Raw genomic sequence first — 18,822 nt, 5'->3', positions numbered from 1 at the left:
CCACCCTTGTTCAGTACTGAGTTACAACCTTTAACCCCTCAAAGATCCTCAATCTGCGTTGCCAACTGCTTTATCTTAGGCACAATGTAGTCAACATATTCTTCCGTTACCCAGTTGGCTTTAGGCACGCTGGCATTAAGAGCGTGGGTGAACTTGCCGGTTGCTCTATCATAGAGTGGGATACCGACTGCCAGTATGTCTGGTGAAAACTCACCATCTGATAAGCAATACCCATGCTGCTCATAAAATTGAGCGTTCTCATCTAATATCTGCGCCGCCTTCAAGCGCTCCGTAGTCGCCTCTGAGAAGGGGAGCGAATCTAACAGCTGCTGCTGAAAGTTGGTAGGTAGCGCTGCATAATAGGCTCGGCCAATAGCGGTTTGTTCAACCGGTACGGACGAGCCGACCGCTAGATTAACGGCAAGGCGTGCAGGACTGCGGCAGCAGGCTACGTAGCGGATATCCCCTTCTATTTCAGTGCCAATATTTACTGAGACTTGGTGCGCGCGTGCAAAGTCTTTTAAGAGCGGTAAGGCATCGTCCACTAAGCTGTATCTGCGCCAAACACTGCTACTAAGTTTAAGCAAACTCTTGCCCAGTCGGTAGCGATCGTCGTCGGTGCGTTTTAACAAGTCTAACAATTCTAAAGTATGAATCAGTCTACTCACTGTGGCCTTGGCAAGTCCTGTCGCTGAGCAAATTTGCTGATGGCTTAGTGATTGCTCGTGTTCAAAGACGCTTAATACTAAGACGCCGCGACCAAGTGCTGTGACAAAGGCACGGTCATTATCGGATTTTGCTTTAACCAGTACCGCATCGATAGTCTCGTTCAAGTTTGTTTTATCGGCAGGCACAAATTTGCTGTCATTATTAAGCATTAACTTTACTTATCCTCAATCTTTTGATTTAATAGTTTTAATAAATGAAACAGTGTTTCGCATAGTGGAACAAAGCTATTCTAACGCTATTTTACTAATTCAGCAACTCAATATAGTTTTAGTCCTAAATTAATAGGGATGTTTGGAAGCCATTAATCCAAAGATATTAACAGGGAGATAGTCATGTCAGTACAGTCTAAGCCTACGTTTGAATGGAACGACCCATTTTTATTACGCGAGCAACTCACCGAAGAAGAGCGTATGGTACAGGCATCCACACACAGCTTCTGCCAAAGCGAGCTAATGCCTGGTATAAAAGAAGCCAACCGTAATGAGACCTTTGATCGCGATATCATACGGCAGATGGGCGAGCTTGGTTTGCTTGGCGTGACTATTGAAGGCTATGGCTGTGCAGGAATGTCTAGTGTGGCTTATGGCCTTATTGCCAAAGAAGTCGAAGCCATAGACTCAGGCTATCGCTCGGCGATGAGTGTGCAGTCAAGCTTGGTAATGCACCCCATCTGGGCCTATGGTAGCGAGGCACAAAAGCAGAAATACCTACCGAAGCTGGCGACCGGTGAGCTTGTCGGCTGTTTTGGTCTGACCGAACCTGACTCAGGCTCAGATCCGGCGTCAATGTCGACTCGAGCCAAAGCAGTCGAGGGTGGCTATCAGCTTAAAGGCGCAAAAATGTGGATTACTAACAGTCCTATTGCCGATGTCTTGGTCGTCTGGGCAAAAGATGACGAGGGGCAGATTCGCGGTTTTATCTTAGAGCGCGGTATGAAAGGGTTAACAACGCCAAAGATTGAAGGTAAGTTCTCCCTACGAGCGTCTATCACTGGCGAAATCGTAATGGACAATGTCTTCGTCCCTGAAGAAAATGCTTTTCCAGACATCCGCGGTCTTAAAGGCCCATTTGGTTGCTTGAATAAAGCCCGTTATGGCATTGCTTGGGGTTCAATGGGAGCCGCTCAGTTTTGCTGGGAAGCCGCGCGTCAATATACCTTAGATCGTAAGCAATTCAATCGCCCATTGGCTGCCAATCAGCTGATACAGCTTAAGCTTGCGGATATGCAAACTGAAATTGCTTTAGGGCTGCAAGCGGCGCTACGCGTGGGTCGTTTGATGGACGAGCATAATGCTGCACCTGAGATGATCTCTTTAATTAAGCGCAATAACTGCGGTAAGGCATTGAACATCGCTAGAGTTGCCCGCGACATGCATGGCGGTAATGGTATCTCTGATGAGTATCATGTCATCCGTCATGTGATGAATCTGGAGGCGGTCAATACTTATGAAGGTACCCATGATATTCATGCTCTGATTTTGGGCCGTGCTCAGACTGGCATTGCCGCCTTTATGTAAAGCAATCAGCTTTTAAGTGCTTACATGGACAATGATTTAGACAGTAAAAGGAAGGGTTGGGTGATAGTAGAATGGACGCTAATAATAACGATCAGGCTAAAGACAATGCTTGTAAACAAGCGCTAGCGGGTATCAAGGTACTAGATCTATCAAGGGTATTGGCAGGACCGTCATGTACGCAGGTGTTGGCCGACTTAGGGGCTGAAGTCATTAAAGTCGAACGGCCCAAAGTGGGCGATGAGACTCGGCACTGGACGCCGCCTACCTTTAATGATGGTGACAATGACAATAACGGTACTTCTGCTTACTTTGCTACGGTCAACCGCAATAAACAGTCTATTACAGTCGATATTACCTGTCCAGAAGGCCAAGCACTCATCAAAAAGCTGGCAGCTAATAGCGATGTGTTGGTAGAAAACTTCAAAGTAGGTGGGCTTAAAAAGTATGGTCTAGATTATGAGTCGTTAAAATCACTTAATCCGCGACTGATATATGCGTCATTGACTGGCTTTGGTCAAACTGGCCCCGATGCGCATAAGCCTGGATATGACTATATTATCCAAGGTCTCTCGGGGCTTATGAGTATTACCGGCCCTAGCGATGGCGAGCCGCACAAGGTTGGCGTAGCTGTGGTAGATTTATTCGCTGGATTGCAATTGACCATCGGTATTCAAGCAGCGTTACTAGCACGGCAACAGTCGGGGCAAGGACAGCAAGTCGATGTGGCACTGCTCGATAGTGCCATTGCGATGCTTGCGAATATCGGTATGAATCAACTGGCTAGCAATACTACGCCGCCACGTCTGGGTAACGCTCATCCCAATATTACCCCTTATCAAGTCTTTCAAACGAGCGATGACCATCATTTCATCCTAGCCTGTGGCAATGATGCTCAGTTTAGTAGAATTTGTGAAGCATTGGGCTTAGATTTACATGTAGACAGTCGTTATGCGACCAACCCTAGTCGAGTAGCCAATCGTGAAGCTTTAACCAATCTATTAGCTACTGTCTTTGTGACGAATACCCGAGCGTATTGGCTTAAGGTACTACAATCAGTAAATGTGCCATGTGGGCCTATCCATAACGTCACTGAAGCGTTGGCCATGCCACAAGTTCGGGCGCGCCACATGGTAGTAGACTTCGCTGACAGTCCCATTCGTGTGCTAGGCAACCCTATTAAGCTTTCAGCGACGCCGGTGCAGTATCGTTCGCCGCCGCCGCCACTTGGGGCGCAGACGCAGCAGACTTTAGCTAATCTGGGCATGCAGGCTGAAGAGATTGCGCGATTACAAGAACAACAGGTTATTTGACTTAATAACTGACGCATTACCCATGAGAGATGAGCAGTTATGGCTTCTATATAGCCGTCAAAATAACGCTGACAGAAAACTTACTAGGGCTGCGAATCTATAATAAATCGCACAAAGGTACCGCAGAGAGATTCGCTATAGTTATTTATTACCCCTAAATGTGCTGCTGATTAAAATTAGAAAGTAGGCATAGAAATGTAATTAAATAAAGGACTTATCCAATGTTAAAACTAAATAACCCCTCACTACTGAAATCGCAATGCTTAGTGGGCCAAGCAGGCAATGGCTGGCTAGACGCTACTGACGGCAAGACTATTGAAGTGAGCAACCCCTTTAATGGTGAAAAAGTCGGCCAAGTCCCTAGCCTTAGCAAAGCACAAGTTAAAGAAGCGGTAACTACTGCAGATGCGGTACAAGCAGAGTGGGCAGCAAAAACAGCCGCTGAGCGCAGTGCTCTACTGAATAAATGGGCAGATTTAATCGATGAGAACCTAGAAGATTTAGCAGTGATTATGACGGCTGAGCAAGGCAAACCGTTAAAAGAGTCGCGTGGTGAGATTGGTTATGCCAATAGCTTTATCCGGTGGTTTAGTGAGGAAGGCAAGCGTATCTACGGGGACACCATCGCTGCTAGTAAACCTGAGCAACGCATCACGGTATTAAAGCAGCCAGTTGGTGTTTGCGCCGCCATTACCCCATGGAACTTTCCCTCTGCGATGATTACCCGAAAAGCTGCGCCCGCGTTAGCAGCAGGTTGTACAATGATCGTCAGACCAGCCTCTGAAACGCCATTATCTGCACTGGCACTCGGTGAGTTAGCTATTCAGGCAGGTATTCCTAAAGGCGTCTTACAAGTCGTGACCGGGAAGTCTTCTGTCGTTGGTGAGGTCTTGACTAAAGACTCTCGCATTCACAAGTTATCATTTACGGGATCTACTGCGGTCGGGCGCACACTCATGGCTCAGTGTGCTGATACTATCAAAAAGCTATCTTTAGAGTTAGGCGGTAATGCCCCCTTTATCGTCTTTGATGATGCAGATTTAGAAAAAGCCGCTGATGGTCTTATCGCTGCAAAGTATCGAAATGCCGGTCAGACCTGCGTCTGTGCTAACCGTATTTATCTGCAAGACAGTATCAAAGAGCAATTTCTAGATATCTTTGTCAAGAAAGTCGAAGCCCTTAAAGTGGGTGACGGTATGAATGACGATACTGATATTGGACCATTAATCAACCAAGATGCGCTAACTAAAGTGAAAGATTTATTGCAAGATGCTTTAGATAAAGGCGCTAAGCTCATCACCGGTGGTCAGGAAAATAACGCTTCTAAATTAACCTTTGCAGCGACGGTCATCAGCGACATCACTGATGATATGGACATTGCCTCTGAAGAAATCTTTGGTCCCATTACTTCTATTTTTACTTTTAGCGATGAAGCTGAAGTTATCAAAGCTGCCAATGATACGATCTATGGCCTGGCAGCGTACTTCTATAGTAAAGATTTGGGCCGCTCATGGCGGGTTTGTGAAGGCCTAGAGTATGGCATGGTCGGACAAAATACGGGCATCATCTCTACAGAAGTCGCTCCCTTTGGCGGGGTAAAGCAGTCTGGCTTTGGTCGAGAGGGTTCGAAGTATGGTATCGAAGAATATGTCGTTACCAAATACTGGTGTCAAGATATTGGCTAAGGGCTATTGAGACTCTATAGCTATGTGCTTAAGGCAGCTGTGAGGTCAAAAATAGGGATAACCTCTAGTAAGACGCACTGATGAAACAATCATCTCTCAACTATCTAAGTTTAAAAGGATTTAACTATGAGCAAAGTAGCTACTAACTCACTAACGAATGACTCTCTACTGGAGCGTCGCCAAGCGATTCTACCCAGAGGCCTTGGTGTCGCTTTCCCAATCTTCGCTGAGCGCGCTGAAAATGCTGAGATATGGGATGTAGAAGGGAATCGCTATATCGATTTTGTCGGTGGTATCTCAGTCTTAAATACCGGACATAGTCATCCCAAAATCACTCAACGTGTGCAGGAGCAGCTACATAAGTTTTCGCATACCGCCGCGCAGATCGTCAGCTACGACAGTTATGTCACCTTGGCCGAAAGACTTTGCGAAAAAGCGCCTATTAGCGGCGATAAAAAAGCAGTATTTTTTACTACTGGTGCTGAGGCGGTTGAGAACACTATTAAGATTTCGCGAGCCAGTACCGGACGTTCTGGAATTATCTCTTTCGTTGGCGGTTGGCATGGTCGTACGTTGATGTGCATGGGACTTACAGGCAAAGTTATCCCCTATAAAAATAACTTTGGACCGATGCCAGCGTCCGTTTATCACGCTTTATTTCCTGCTCCCGAGCTTGGCGTCTCTGAAGCAGAAGCATTACGTAGTCTTGAGATGATATTTCAAGCTGATATCCATCCAAGCGATGTCGCTGCGATGATTATTGAACCCGTTCAAGGGGAAGGGGGCTTTCATCAAGTCACGCCGTCCTTTGCCAAAGCACTACGCGAGATTTGTGATGAGCATGGCATCGTATTGATTTTTGATGAAGTGCAATCAGGCTTTGGCCGTACTGGTACTTTATTTGCCACTGAGCAATTAGGTGTTGAGCCGGATTTGATGACCAGTGCTAAGAGTCTGGCAGGAGGCTTCCCAATATCAGCAGTTATCGGCCGAGCTAAGATGATGGATGCACCGCAGCCAGGTGGGCTTGGTGGGACCTATTCAGGCAATCCACTGGCGTGTGTCGCTGCACTTGCTGTTATGGAGGTGATAGAAGAAGAGGACCTGCTCGAGCGAAGTCGTATCATTGGGGATAAGATCGCCAGCGCTTTGGCAGCGCTGCACAGTCCTAAGATTGGTAATATTCGTCATAAAGGCGCCATGCTAGCCTTTGATTTAGTGGATAGTGAAGGTAATCCTGACCCTATCGCGGCAGCCGCGTTAAAAGAGCAGGCATTCGCTAAGGGCTTATTGCTAGCCTCCTGCGGTCGCTATGGTAATACCATGCGTATTATGGTGCCATTAACGGTGTCCGATGAGGTCCTTGAAGAAGGTTTAGCAGTCATCAAAACCTCCTTAGAGAATTAGCTTATAAGCATAAGTGGTGACACCTATTGCCTGTCACATCGCAATGTTCTTCCTAAAATAAGGACCATTTGAATGCTATAAATAATGTGTAGTAGAAAGTTAGCGCATTGGGTTAACCTCTCTAATGTTGGCAATCGATGCCGTAATGGATAAATGGCATATTGATTGAAACAAAGCTATTGACAGCTGGTTTGGCGGGGGATACACCTAACTAATTATCAAAACATAAACAAAGGAATGATTATGTCTGGATTAAAAAAATCGCTTGGTACACTTGATATTATTGCCCTAGCATTTGGGGCTATGGTAGGTTGGGGCTGGGTTGTTCTTGCAGGTGACTGGGTTATCTCTGCCGGTATTTGGGGCGCAGTACTCGCGTTCTTATTAGGCGGTATTGCTGTCATTCTCATTGGTGTCACTTATGCTGAGCTAGCAGCGTCCATGCCACTGACAGGTGGTGAACACACGTATACCCATAGAGCCTTGGGCATACATATCTCATTTATATGCTCATGGAGTATCTTATTCGGTTATCTCTCCGTTGTCGCATTTGAGGCGGTTGCCCTACCGACTGTCGTTGAATACTTTATTCCAAATTACAATCAAGGGCTGCTATGGAATGTCGCAGGTTGGGACGTCTATGCCACTTGGGTGGCAGTGGGTATGCTTGGATCGATTTTAGTGACTTGGTTGAATATCCGCGGTGTTGCTGTTAGTGCGTGGTTCCAAAAATTAGCAGTAATGGGTATTTTATTCGTCGGATTGCTACTCTTCTTAGGGGCTATATTATATAGCCCTAGTGACTCGGCAGCGGTACAAGCGCCTGCTTTTATTGGTGGTGTCGGGGGCATGATGGCGGTCATAATTATGGTGCCATTTATGTTTGTCGGTTTTGATGTTATACCACAAGCCGCTGAAGAGATTGATTTAACTCGGCCCAATATTGGTAAGTTTCTGATTGTCTCTTTAGTAATAGCTGTGCTTTGGTACATCGGTGTGGCATGGAGCGTGGGGCACACGTTGCCGCTAATACAAGCCCAAGACTCGACCCTGTCTACTGCCGATGCTATGACCAATGCTTGGGGCGGTAAATGGGCAGGTATATTACTGGTAGTAGGCGGCGTATTGGGTATCTTATCCAGTTGGAATGCGTTTTTGATTGGGGGTAGCCGACTGCTTTATGCCATGGCAAACTCGCACATGCTGCCAAGCTTTTTGTCCAAGGTTCATCCCAAATATAATACGCCTGTTAATGCCATTTTGTTAATAGGAGGGCTGGCCACGTTAGCCCCATTATTCGGTCGCCAAATGTTGGTGTGGATTGTGGATGCGGGTGGCTTTGGTATTGTTATTGCTTATACGTGCGTCGCTATTTCCTTTCTTGTATTACGCTACCGTGAGCCTGAGATGGTTCGACCATTTAAAGTACCTTATGGCAAGGCGGTTGGGCTTATTACGATTGTCCTAAGTTTTGGTTTATTGGTACTTTATTTACCAGGAATGCCTTCTGCTTTGGCAGGTGTAGAGTGGTGGATATTCTTGGGTTGGACCGTCTTAGGTTTGGCGCTTTATATGTACGCCACCGCCCTATACCCAGGTAAGAGCAAAGCCTTTATGGATGATGAAATCGAAGCGCTCAAGCAGCATAATATGGAGTGGCTAAAAGACAATAAGTTGATGTAGCGACTTAGATAACGCTATTTAACTTAATCACACAAGGCTGTCTATAACAGTGTACGAAAAGGCTTACAAGCTTTTGGGTCATTAGCGGCTAGTGAACATCCATAGACTGACCTATAATACAATCTCAACACAAGGAGATGCACGGATGCAGTGTTGAAGTGGCAAGGCATTATGATTGCTACTACGGACCTAGGATAGGTCATCAAGGAAGGAAAACAAAAATAACATCATGAAACGCCCAAAGCCCGAACCCATCGCCCTAGGTTCGGGTTTTTCTTTTTTACAAACCAATACATAAAGCCTAGATGATGAAGTTATATGACTTTTTTTGCTGCTTTTAACGTTTTAGTTTGAATTTGCCGTTCATCATACAACTGTTGATAGACTGCTAAAGTCGCCTCAATCATTTGCCGGATAGTGAATTGATCCGCCATAGCGGGCCGAGTGACACTCTCAAGCTGGTTTTTGACTGCTTTACATAGGGCGTTGGCATTGTGATGTTTGACTAGACCTAGCGGGTATAGCGGCTGCAAGATTTCAGAAAATGCAGCCTTATCCCAGCCAATTACTGGTGTGCCCAAGTGTAGCGCCTGTAGGGCATTAATACCGATAGACTCCGGTTGATTGGCTAACGCCAATACAATATTAGCTGCCGACAGCCATTCGCGCACATCATTACGCCGATTGCCGACGAAGGTAATCCGCCCATCTAGTCCAAGCGCGTAAGCACGTTGGCGGAATTCTTCATAAATAATATCCGCATCTTCTTTATCATCATCTAAAATGACGGCGTGAATATTAGGGAACTGATCTTGCAAGTTACCCAATATATCGATAAGCCACTCTTGACCATATTCATGACCAACGATGGTCGGAAATACTAGCCATTTTTTGTGCTCAAGCTCAGGGAACTCGGCAAAGGTGCGACGAAGCCAATACACCGATGGATTATGGCGATAAGGATAGCGGCGAGTATCAACACCGCGGTAAATGCGAACCACATTTTTGACCTGTAGGCCTGTTTGTTTTATCTTTTTAAGAAGATAGTCAGTCACACTGTCTGATACAGTAATAATAGTATCGGCCTCAAGCATGGGCTGCGAATATTTATTGATTGGATAAAACCCATACATGGTAGAGACAATTTTAGGGAAGGACTTGACGCGAGCACCTTTGAGGGCAAAGTGCAGTATCCAAGCTGGCGTACGCGAGTGGACATGGATGATGTCTGGATTATACTTTTCGATCAAGCGGCGCAGTGGTAATACTTGTAGCAGTGAGCCCCAAGATTTTTTGAGCATAAAAAGTTGATGGTAGATAGTACCATCACGCTCTAGTCGAGTCACAAGCTCGTGATCAGTATCGGCACTGGCGACAATAATAGAGGTATGGCCATTCTTGACCAAAGCGCGGCCCAGATGAAAGATTCCACGCTCGGATTCGTCGTGTTTTAGAGAGGAGAGCAGGCGCATGACTTTCATAATCGGTCTTTCTGGTTCTATGATGGCTTCATTGTCAGATAAATAAGCACAAAACTCAACCTTCTAGATAAAGGTTGTTGCGCTTTTTCATAGGCGTTACCAGTATTAAGAGCTTGAGGAGCAGGTGCGAAGCAAAAATAGTCATTTAGACAAATGCTAACGGCGTTTTTGAAGATGTTCAGCGTTGGGTAGGACTTGCTTTTCGCTTAGGTATTTCCAATAGCGCTGCGGTAGGTATTGTTTATGCAAGCGCGGGTTTTTGCGCTCGGAGATATTTACATTGGCAAAGTATCCTTGCCAAAACTTCTGATAGCGCTGCTCATTTGGGCTATGTACGCTGGTTGGGTCATGTAATACGGACTCATCGACATCGGTAATCATCTGCAGTGCAGCCGGACGTGAAGGGCTGCTGAGACGCTTGTCATAGTAAATACCATAACCTCGGCATAGATCATAAATCGCCCAGTGTTGGTCTTGATAGCGCTGGCGAAAGTGCTCGCCAATGAGAGGCAAGACATTAAAGTCTGGCTCAACGCGGGCAAAATAGATATCGTCAGTAGTATGCTCAAAGCGAACAAAGGCCTCCATCCGGTGTTTCTCTCTGCCAACCGACTTTACCGTTTGTGCTAACTCAAGGACGTCTAGATTGCCTAAATCTTGCATAATTTGCCGTTTAGGATAGTCAATGGCGTATTTAACCACGCGAAAAAGTGTGCTGCCAATGTCCTGTTTTTCGGATAAAAACCCCCATAGAATTTGCCGAATGCCTGACCTACCAATTAGTTCATTAAGTTTGGTTAATACACGCTTGGCATGGTCATCCGCACAAGGGACGGTCACGCAGTGATCAATAAGTGACGGAATGTAGCAATCTTGAGCCACAAGTTTAAGCGCGTCATTATGCTGAAGCTTAGCCGCGTATACGTAAAATACCGCAGATAGCCAACCTTCAAAGCTCGGCTCATACAGCACGATGCTAGGCGTGAGCTGAGCGATATGATGATTGTCAGTTTGTAACGGTATGGCATGGTTGGTCATAACAACTCCTGACGTGTACCAAAATCAACTTATTAAAATAATGCCAATTGACCGCTGCGTTGGTCTTTAAACTTCGTCTGGGTCTGCACGAGTACATATTGCCGGAAGTTATCACGAGTCAAATGTGCGAGGTGCTCATTTTTACCCGTCGTCGCTATAAAATATTTGGCACGATTGACTGCTGCCCCCATCTTTTTGAGGTGTTCAAGGGAGATTTGATTGAACTTGCGGGCGTTGACAATCTTTTTGGCAGTCTTAGTACCGATACCCGGAATGCGTACGATCATCTCGTAAGAAGCGGTCTGAATATTTACAGGAAAGTGCTCGCGATGGCGAATCGCCCAAGCCAGCTTAGGATCGCAGTCTAAGTCTAGAAAAGGCGAGTCTGGCTCAAGGATTTCATGCGCGCCAAAGCCATAAAAGCGCATTAGCCAATCGGCTTGATACAGGCGGTTTTCTCGCACCATTGGTACAGGAGTGCCAAGCGCAGGTAAGCGGCTATCGGATAGTATGGGGACGTAGCCTGAGTAATAGACGCGCTTGAGACTATATTCTTTATAGAAGTGGCTCGACAGCTGAATAACTTGCAGGTCGGTCTCATTACTCGCACCCACAATCATCTGACTGGTCTGACCGGCTGGGGCAAATTTGGGCGCATTTTTGTGGATTTTACGGCTTTCTTTGAGGGTGATGATTTCGGTCTTGACGGTTTCCATGGGCGCTTTTAGCTGCTCATGGGTCTTTTCTGGCGCAAGTAGGGCGAGGCCTGATTTAGTAGGTATTTCAATATTGACGCTCAAACGATCGGCGTATAAGCCTGCTTCTTTTAATAGCTCTTCTGACGCTCCAGGGATGGTCTTGAGATGGATATAGCCATTAAAGCGCTCACGAGTACGCAGTAGCTTGGCGACCTCTACCAAACGCTCCATCGTATAGTCGCCACTTTTAAAGATACCAGAGCTGAGAAATAGCCCCTCGATATAGTTGCGGCGATAGAACTGCATGGTGAGGTCGACCACTTCTTCGACCGTAAAAGCCGCACGCGCAGTATCGTTGCTCTTTCGCGAGGTGCAGTAGGCACAGTCATAGATACAGTGATTGGTTAGCAGGATTTTGAGAAGACTGACGCAGCGGCCGTCTTCGGTATAACTGTGGCAAATACCTGTTTTCGATGCATCACCGAGACCAGCGCCTTGATTTTTACGGTTGCCACCAGAGGAGGAGCATGACACATCATATTTAGCTGCATCGGCTAGAATATTGAGCTTTCCTTGCAGTCTTTCATAATTGATAGTAGCCATAAATAGGAACTTACTAATAATTAATAAGGGCCTATTTTATCAAATTGGCAGCTTACTCTACGTAAGTTTAGTCCAAATCCCTCAAATAGACGACAGCTGCTGTCGCCTTTAGGATAGGTTTGTCTTCTAAAAATTACCCTATATTTATCTTAGTCAAAGGCTTGCTAGAGGCTGATTAATTAGCGGCTATGCAAGGGTTAGGGAGGATAAATTTGGGCTGACGCGCCATGAATTCACTGATAGCAAGCTGACCATTTTTAGTAAATTCTGCCGTATATTTTAGCTCGGTAGCCGTATGCAGCGTCCCAACCGTTTTTGGTAAATTTATTATTTTATTAGAGAAGAAAGGCCGCGCTACCCATAGCATTTTTTCACTATCAAATTCAGCGCTACAGCGACTTGCCACGTCATAGGTAAACCACCAACCAAAGTTTTGCTGCTGCTCGCCGCGACCAATCAAGGTATTGCTGCCACAGTAATTTCCACAGCTTAGGTGCATCAGATACGTATCATTATCCAGCTGTTTGAGCGTCGTGCGGTACCAAAGCGTGGCTGGGATATTATCCATTACAATAGTCTCACGCACTTTGCCATTGGCTAGGCGCTCACTCTTTAGCACGTAGCCATCTTCACAACTTATGCCATCTTCGTCTTGCAGGTTAACCTTGCGGCAGATTTTGGTCATATAAAAGCTATCGTCTACAGCAGACTGCGCCGCCACAGTTTGCGCATGGGCTTGGCTAGCGCACAAAATGAGATGGAGTAAGACAATCGGATGTGCTATTAAAATTAAGTAGGAGATTGTTCGCGATATCGCAGGCAGTGCACGCATAATAAGGGAGGTTTAATTAAAGGCAGTACGGCTAATCATACAATAGTGCTGGCAGTAATAGCTATGCTAACTATAATTAAGCTGTACTGGTGAGACGATTCGTCTCTAATGATGAGTAAGACGCTAGGATAAGGTGTGATGAAAATATTACCATATGTACTAATCAGTCTACTCGGCGGCGCTATCGTGCCCCTTCAGTTAGCGATGGTCAATGCCTTTCGCGAGGCGACCGGTGCAGAGCAGATTCAAGCGACGTTTTACTTATATTTGGGCGGAGCAGTCGCTTCATTGGTACTAGCATATGGCATAAGTGGAGGAATTAAGCCGCCTAATATATCAGCAGCCAGCTGGTGGATGTGGCTGCCAGGCTTACTCGGCAGCTTCTATATTCTTTTTATGTTTATCGCGGCTCCCAAGATTGGCTCAGCCAGTACTTTGCTCTGGGTGTTTTTGGGTCAGATGTTTTTTGCGGTATTACTCAGTCAGATGGGTTGGTTTGCTTTAGAGGCGCGAAAGCTTGATATCTATAAGCTGGGCGGCTTAAGCCTAGTAGTAGTCGGGGGCTTACTAATGATCTATGGTGAGTCTAGACCATAACGAAATTAAAAAGTTATAAAAAAATACCCCAGATAAGTATGTGTAAACTTAACTGAGGCATCATCAACTAGTAACCCAAGTTACTCGTAGATCACTTCCATAATCTCATATTCAACCACACCGCTTGGGGTTTCAATACGGGCTTCATCACCTTCAGACTTACCGATAAGGCCACGAGCGATAGGAGAGTTCACTGAAATTTTTCCAGCTTTAAAGTCGGCTTCATCATCACCGACGATCTTGTAGCGCTTCTCTTCTTCAGTATCCATGTTTTCGATGACGACCGTCACGCCAAATACCACGCGACCTTCTTGTGGCAAAGTAGCAGGGTCAATGACCTGAGCGCCTGAAAGCTTGGCTTCGATATCACGAATTCGCGCTTCACAAAAGCCTTGTTGTTCACGTGCGGCATGGTATTCAGCGTTTTCTTTTAGGTCACCATGCTCACGGGCTTCAGCAATAGCGGCTGTGATACGAGGACGATCTACAGATTTTAATGTCTTTAACTCAGCTTCGAGAGCAGCGTGCCCTTGTGGGGTCATTGGATAACGTTGCATAACAGAGTTCCTTAACCAATTAATAATAACAATCCGGCAAAGCGGTAGCGCTTTGACAGTTATAGTGATAATGAATAACTCAGCATCAAACCTAGTACCAGCGGTAGCTTAGGAGTGCGGAGTCAGTTTGAATTAAAATTTTTTAATGTCCAAACTAGAGCAGCATATTGGGCTTTTGATAATTATATTGATCGATTTTTGTCAAATACATAACAGAACACCCCAATACTATGGGGTGCGGCTGTACTTCTTCAGATACTGGTAAAATAATTAGGGGTTTTAGCTATTATACGCAATTGAGCTTCGATGCGCTATATCGTAAAACTCATATTATAGTAGCAGCTTTTGGATACAGAAGGTAGCCCTCAAACTGTAGCATAATATTTGGTCAGGCTAGCATCACCGCGTCTATGAAGTAGCGCTTCATAAAGTGGGCTTGAACAGCTCAGTGCTAAACCTAGCAAGATTATAGCGCCATGACATATAGCGCTATATCATTTTTATTGCAATAAGCAACTATTGCCAAGTTAATATAAGAATAAAGCTAACTTCTTACAAAGTATTGGCTTGCTCATGTAAGTCTTGTAACTTATAGACCGCAAAAGGCAAGTCAATTGCATAAGACTTACAAACGGCATCAGCAGCCCCTAAGGTCGTCACATAGAAGACTTTACCCTGCAAGGCATTGCGGCGGATAGAGAAAGAGTCTTCTTGCGCCTGCTTACCTTCTGTAGTGTTGATAATGAGGTCAATCTCGCCGTTTTTCAAGGCATCAACAATATGTGGGCGACCTTCAGTGACTTTATTAATCTGCTGGCAGTCCACGCCATGCTCTGCCAATACCTTTTGCGTTCCTGAGGTAGAGATCAGCTTAAAGCCATAGTCTGCGAGCTGCTTAGCGATTGGTACGACGTTCGCCTTGTCGCTATCTCGGACAGAGATAAAGGCTGTCTTGGTCTCGCCCTCCTGCGGCAGTCCAGGCAGACGCTCGCCACTACCGATAATAGCTTTGTAATACGCTTCACCAAAGGTTTTACCCACACCCATGACTTCACCGGTAGACTTCATCTCAGGACTCAAGATAGGGTCTACGCCAGGGAACTTAGCGAAGGGGAAGACCGCTTCTTTGACCGCAAAGAATGATGGCTTAATCTCTTGCGTAAAGCCTTGCTCAGCCAAGCTTTTACCCGCCATACAACGTGCAGCGATCTGAGCAAGAGACGTGCCGATACATTTGGACACATAAGGAATGGTACGTGAGGCACGAGGATTGACCTCAAGGATATAGACCGTACCATCTTTGACCGCAAACTGCACGTTCATTAGGCCGATAACGCCAAGCTCTTTAGCCATGGCGATGGTTTGCTCGCGCATCACATCACAGATCTCATTAGATAGTGAGTATGGCGGTATAGAGCAGGCGGAGTCACCGGAGTGAACGCCAGCTTGCTCGATATGCTGCATGATACCGCCGATGACCACTTCATTGCCATCGCTCACGCAGTCGACATCGACTTCGATAGCATCATCTAAGAAGCGATCAAGCAGGACAGGGGCTTCATTAGAAGCTTGTACCGCGGTACGTAGATAATGCTTCAGCTCGTCTTCATTGTAGACGATCTCCATAGCGCGACCACCGAGCACATAAGAAGGGCGCACGACTAATGGATAGCCGACATTGCTGGCTTTTAATAAGCCGTCTTCCATACTGGTGGCCAGCTCATTTGGCGGCTGAATTAGATCTAGCTGATTGATCATATGCTGGAAGCGCTCACGGTCTTCGGCGCGATCGATCGCATCTGGCGACGTACCGATGATATTTACCCCTGCGGATTCAAGGGCGCGGGCGAGCTTCAATGGGGTCTGACCACCGTACTGAACGATAACGCCATCTGGCTGTTCGATCCGGACGATCTCCAGCACATCTTCTAAAGTGATCGGCTCAAAATAGAGGCGGTCAGAGGTGTCATAATCAGTAGAGACGGTCTCAGGGTTACAGTTGACCATGATAGTCTCGTAGCCATCAGCACGCATAGCAAGCGCAGCATGGACGCAGCAATAGTCAAACTCGATACCTTGACCGATGCGGTTAGGCCCACCACCGATGACCATGATTTTCTTGTTGTCGGTAGGTGCTGCTTCGCACTCTTCGTCATAGGTCGAGTACATGTACGCTGTAGAAGTGGCAAACTCAGCGGCACAGGTATCGACGCGTTTGTAGACAGGATAGATGCCTAAGTCCCAGCGCTTTTTACGCAGCTGCTTTTGCGAGATGCCAAGGAGGGTAGCGAGACGCAAGTCAGACAGACCTTTTCGCTTAAATCGGCGTAGATTATCCGCAGTTAGCCCCCCCAAGCCAAGCGCCTTGACCCGCTCTTCGGTCGCAACGATATCAGCAATCTGCACTAAGAACCAGCGATCAATCTTGGTTAATTTAAAGACATCTTCGATACTCATGCCTAAGCGTAAAGCATCGGCGAGATAGAAGATGCGCTCTGGCGTTGGCACGGTCAGGCGATTTTTGACCTCACTCAAAGCTTTATCTTTGCTGAGCTTGCCTTCTTTAATAGCAGCAAAGTCAATCTGCTCATCAAAGCCATCTGCACCAGTCTCCATACCACGAAGGGCCTTTTGCATGGACTCTTGGAAGTTACGGCCTATCGCCATCACTTCACCGACCGACTTCATCTGCGTCGACAGGATATTTTCAGCTTGTGGGAACTTCTCAAAGTTGAATCTTGGAATCTTAGTGACGACATAATCGATGGACGGCTCGAAGCTCGCTGGCGTTTTACCACCGGTGATGTCGTTTTGTAGCTCGTCTAGGGTATAGCCTACAGCAAGCTTGGCCGCAATCTTAGCAATCGGGAAGCCAGTAGCTTTGGATGCCAGTGCTGAAGAGCGTGATACGCGAGGGTTCATCTCGATGACGACCATTCGCCCTGTATCAGGGTTGACACCGAACTGAACGTTCGAGCCGCCAGTCTCAACACCAATCTCACGCAGCACTGCTAATGAGGCATTACGCATGATCTGGTATTCTTTATCGGTCAAGGTTTGTGCTGGCGCGACGGTGATTGAGTCGCCGGTATGAACGCCCATTGGATCAAAGTTTTCGATAGCACAGACGATGATGCAGTTGTCGTTTTTGTCACGCACCACTTCCATCTCATACTCTTTCCAACCGATTAGCGACTCATCGATAAGCAGCTGATGGGTGGGGGACAGATCAAAACCACGCTCACAAATCTCGATAAATTCGTCACGGTTATAAGCAATACCGCCGCCTGAACCGCCCATGGTATAAGACGGACGAATGATGGTTGGAAAACCCATTTCGGCTTGAATCTCAAAGGCCTGTTCCATGGTCTCAGCGATGGCAGCTCGCGGACATTCAAGGCCAATGCGCTTCATGGCTTGGTCAAATAGATCGCGATCCTCTGCCATTTCAATGGCGTCTTTACTGGCACCGATAAGCTCACAGCCGTACTTTTCTAGCACACCGTTTTTGTCTAAATCTAGCGCGCAGTTTAGTGCAGTCTGACCGCCCATCGTGGGTAAGATGGCATCAGGACGTTCTTTGTCAATAATTTGCTCAACGGTCTGCCAAGTGATCGGCTCGATATAAGTGGCGTCTGCCATTACCGGATCGGTCATGATGGTCGCTGGGTTAGAGTTGACCAAGATGACTCGGTAGCCTTCTTCTTTAAGCGCTTTACACGCTTGCGCGCCAGAGTAATCAAACTCACATGCTTGCCCGATGACGATGGGGCCTGCGCCGATGATAAGGATACTTTGAATGTCGGTACGTTTTGGCATTGAATCACCTTTTATTAAAATTTTGCAGAGTTGGATAGCTGATGAGCTGAAATTAGTTGATGTTGTGTAACGGTCTGATCTCCCCTAGCTTTTTTCTAAACTCTCTTTGGAACACCTCAGCACACTGGGAGGTTGTCCCCTCAATAAATTTATCAACCAAACTAGATTGAGTCGCGCTTCCTGTGAAAATCGAAGAGTCGAGGTTTATCATCATGGGGGTATTTAAAAGTAAAGCTAGACCTTGTGATTGCTCTAAAGTTTGAAAATATTCTGTATTCTCAGGTGCTCTTAGCAAGCTGAGAAGTTCTTGATGCTGTTGTTGCAACTTTTTAGTCAGTGCCTGCTTATCATCACTCGGCCTAATGGCTGATTCCCAAAAATTAGAAGAAAGTCTATAGAGTTGCTTTATTTTAGGGTTTTTAAGTAATATTAAGTCAGCTTGTAACTGTTTATCGTTTATAGAGTTTACATATATAATGCTATAGCTTTGCAAATGTTTTGCATACTGCTGCGAGGTTAGGTTGCGTTGTAAACACTGTAAATAAGCGACTTGAAAAGAAGCGGTGTCTTTAGTTACTGGCTCTGTTACCTTTAGACCATCACGGAAAGCTGAAAAAAAACCATCATAATCATATAAGTTTAGAATGGTATCAGTCAGCAGACTAGCTGCCTCTCGCTTCGTATATGTATTTGAGCGATCAGTGACTGTGTCTGCCAGTGTGATTGAAGTATCTATAAAGCTATCGTTAATTCGATCGGCAAGCTGTTTGTCGCTACCATTTGGAAGTAAAAGGGGATCGCTACTACTATTAGCGGTAAGAGACAAACTAAGGAGTAAAGCTGTCAATCCCCAATTCTTCATGTTA

Annotated in this window: 14 protein-coding genes; 6 read left to right on the top strand and 8 right to left on the bottom strand. The window is 46.1% G+C overall.

Features of this window, described 5'->3' with window-relative positions; all coding sequences use genetic code 11:
* Positions 1-38: 38 nt before the first annotated feature.
* Positions 39-878, bottom strand: coding sequence for an IclR family transcriptional regulator (locus EGV92_RS00840; RefSeq protein ID WP_131667323.1), 840 nt, complete (start codon positions 876-878; stop codon positions 39-41).
* Between the two features lie 183 nt (positions 879-1,061).
* On the opposite strand from EGV92_RS00840, the gene EGV92_RS00835 reads away from it, so the two are divergent.
* The 5 genes from EGV92_RS00835 (at position 1,062) to EGV92_RS00815 (ending at position 8,331) form a co-directional block, all read left to right on the top strand.
* The gene (locus EGV92_RS00835; protein ID WP_131667322.1) at positions 1,062-2,246 is read left to right on the top strand and encodes an acyl-CoA dehydrogenase; all 1,185 of its coding nucleotides are present in this window, start codon (positions 1,062-1,064) and stop codon (positions 2,244-2,246) included.
* 71 nt (positions 2,247-2,317) lie between these two features.
* The gene (locus tag EGV92_RS00830; protein WP_131667321.1) at positions 2,318-3,556 is read left to right on the top strand and encodes a CaiB/BaiF CoA transferase family protein; all 1,239 of its coding nucleotides are present in this window, start codon (positions 2,318-2,320) and stop codon (positions 3,554-3,556) included.
* 221 nt (positions 3,557-3,777) lie between these two features.
* Positions 3,778-5,241 (top strand): NAD-dependent succinate-semialdehyde dehydrogenase, encoded by a 1,464-nt coding sequence (locus EGV92_RS00825; protein WP_131667320.1) that lies wholly within the window; start codon positions 3,778-3,780, stop codon positions 5,239-5,241.
* A gap of 126 nt (positions 5,242-5,367) precedes the next feature.
* Complete coding sequence (gene gabT, locus EGV92_RS00820; protein ID WP_131667319.1) at positions 5,368-6,648, top strand: 4-aminobutyrate--2-oxoglutarate transaminase; 1,281 nt, start codon at positions 5,368-5,370, stop codon at positions 6,646-6,648.
* A gap of 243 nt (positions 6,649-6,891) precedes the next feature.
* Positions 6,892-8,331, top strand: a complete 1,440-nt coding sequence (locus EGV92_RS00815) for an APC family permease (RefSeq protein WP_131667318.1) — start codon at positions 6,892-6,894, stop codon at positions 8,329-8,331.
* Between the two features lie 314 nt (positions 8,332-8,645).
* On the opposite strand, the gene EGV92_RS00810 is transcribed toward EGV92_RS00815, so the two are convergent.
* From EGV92_RS00810 to EGV92_RS00795, 4 genes are all read right to left on the bottom strand, one after another.
* Positions 8,646-9,812 (bottom strand): glycosyltransferase, encoded by a 1,167-nt coding sequence (locus tag EGV92_RS00810; RefSeq protein ID WP_131667317.1) that lies wholly within the window; start codon positions 9,810-9,812, stop codon positions 8,646-8,648.
* Positions 9,813-9,968: 156 nt separating this feature from the next.
* On the bottom strand, positions 9,969-10,850 hold the full coding sequence (locus EGV92_RS00805) for a TIGR03915 family putative DNA repair protein (protein ID WP_131667316.1): 882 nt from the start codon (positions 10,848-10,850) through the stop codon (positions 9,969-9,971).
* Between the two features lie 32 nt (positions 10,851-10,882).
* The gene (locus tag EGV92_RS00800) at positions 10,883-12,151 is read right to left on the bottom strand and encodes a putative DNA modification/repair radical SAM protein (protein WP_131667315.1); all 1,269 of its coding nucleotides are present in this window, start codon (positions 12,149-12,151) and stop codon (positions 10,883-10,885) included.
* Positions 12,152-12,326: 175 nt separating this feature from the next.
* Complete coding sequence (locus EGV92_RS00795) at positions 12,327-12,983, bottom strand: hypothetical protein (protein WP_131667314.1); 657 nt, start codon at positions 12,981-12,983, stop codon at positions 12,327-12,329.
* Positions 12,984-13,121: 138 nt separating this feature from the next.
* Here EGV92_RS00795 and EGV92_RS00790 point away from each other — a divergent pair, with 138 nt between their 5' ends.
* On the top strand, positions 13,122-13,580 hold the full coding sequence (locus EGV92_RS00790) for a DMT family transporter (RefSeq protein WP_131667313.1): 459 nt from the start codon (positions 13,122-13,124) through the stop codon (positions 13,578-13,580).
* A gap of 80 nt (positions 13,581-13,660) precedes the next feature.
* Here EGV92_RS00790 and greA read toward each other — a convergent pair whose 3' ends face one another.
* From greA to EGV92_RS00775, 3 genes are all read right to left on the bottom strand, one after another.
* Positions 13,661-14,137 (bottom strand): transcription elongation factor GreA, encoded by a 477-nt coding sequence (gene greA / locus EGV92_RS00785; RefSeq protein WP_131667312.1) that lies wholly within the window; start codon positions 14,135-14,137, stop codon positions 13,661-13,663.
* Between the two features lie 552 nt (positions 14,138-14,689).
* Entirely contained in the window at positions 14,690-17,956 is a 3,267-nt protein-coding gene (carB, locus tag EGV92_RS00780; RefSeq protein ID WP_131667311.1) for a carbamoyl-phosphate synthase large subunit, read from the bottom strand.
* A 52-nt stretch (positions 17,957-18,008) separates the two neighbouring features.
* Positions 18,009-18,818, bottom strand: coding sequence for a hypothetical protein (locus EGV92_RS00775; protein ID WP_131667310.1), 810 nt, complete (start codon positions 18,816-18,818; stop codon positions 18,009-18,011).
* Positions 18,819-18,822 lie beyond the last annotated feature (4 nt).

This window comes from Psychrobacter pygoscelis, assembly GCF_004335015.1.
Taxonomy (GTDB): Bacteria; Pseudomonadota; Gammaproteobacteria; order Pseudomonadales; family Moraxellaceae; genus Psychrobacter; species Psychrobacter pygoscelis.
Note: the sequence above shows the minus strand (reverse complement) of the source record. Positions and strands in the feature narration are given on the sequence as shown.

Bases quoted from the DNA above. Each gene is read 5' to 3' on its own strand.
- EGV92_RS00840 (WP_131667323.1), bottom strand. From the start codon at position 878: ATGCTTAATAATGACAGCAAATTTGTGCCTGCCGATAAAACAAACTTG.
- EGV92_RS00835 (WP_131667322.1), top strand. From the start codon at position 1,062: ATGTCAGTACAGTCTAAGCCTACGTTTGAATGGAACGACCCATTTTTA.
- EGV92_RS00830 (WP_131667321.1), top strand. From the start codon at position 2,318: ATGGACGCTAATAATAACGATCAGGCTAAAGACAATGCTTGTAAACAA.
- EGV92_RS00825 (WP_131667320.1), top strand. From the start codon at position 3,778: ATGTTAAAACTAAATAACCCCTCACTACTGAAATCGCAATGCTTAGTG.
- gabT (WP_131667319.1), top strand. From the start codon at position 5,368: ATGAGCAAAGTAGCTACTAACTCACTAACGAATGACTCTCTACTGGAG.
- EGV92_RS00815 (WP_131667318.1), top strand. From the start codon at position 6,892: ATGTCTGGATTAAAAAAATCGCTTGGTACACTTGATATTATTGCCCTA.
- EGV92_RS00810 (WP_131667317.1), bottom strand. From the start codon at position 9,812: ATGAAAGTCATGCGCCTGCTCTCCTCTCTAAAACACGACGAATCCGAG.
- EGV92_RS00805 (WP_131667316.1), bottom strand. From the start codon at position 10,850: ATGACCAACCATGCCATACCGTTACAAACTGACAATCATCATATCGCT.
- EGV92_RS00800 (WP_131667315.1), bottom strand. From the start codon at position 12,151: ATGGCTACTATCAATTATGAAAGACTGCAAGGAAAGCTCAATATTCTA.
- EGV92_RS00795 (WP_131667314.1), bottom strand. From the start codon at position 12,983: ATGCGTGCACTGCCTGCGATATCGCGAACAATCTCCTACTTAATTTTA.
- EGV92_RS00790 (WP_131667313.1), top strand. From the start codon at position 13,122: ATGAAAATATTACCATATGTACTAATCAGTCTACTCGGCGGCGCTATC.
- greA (WP_131667312.1), bottom strand. From the start codon at position 14,137: ATGCAACGTTATCCAATGACCCCACAAGGGCACGCTGCTCTCGAAGCT.
- carB (WP_131667311.1), bottom strand. From the start codon at position 17,956: ATGCCAAAACGTACCGACATTCAAAGTATCCTTATCATCGGCGCAGGC.
- EGV92_RS00775 (WP_131667310.1), bottom strand. From the start codon at position 18,818: ATGAAGAATTGGGGATTGACAGCTTTACTCCTTAGTTTGTCTCTTACC.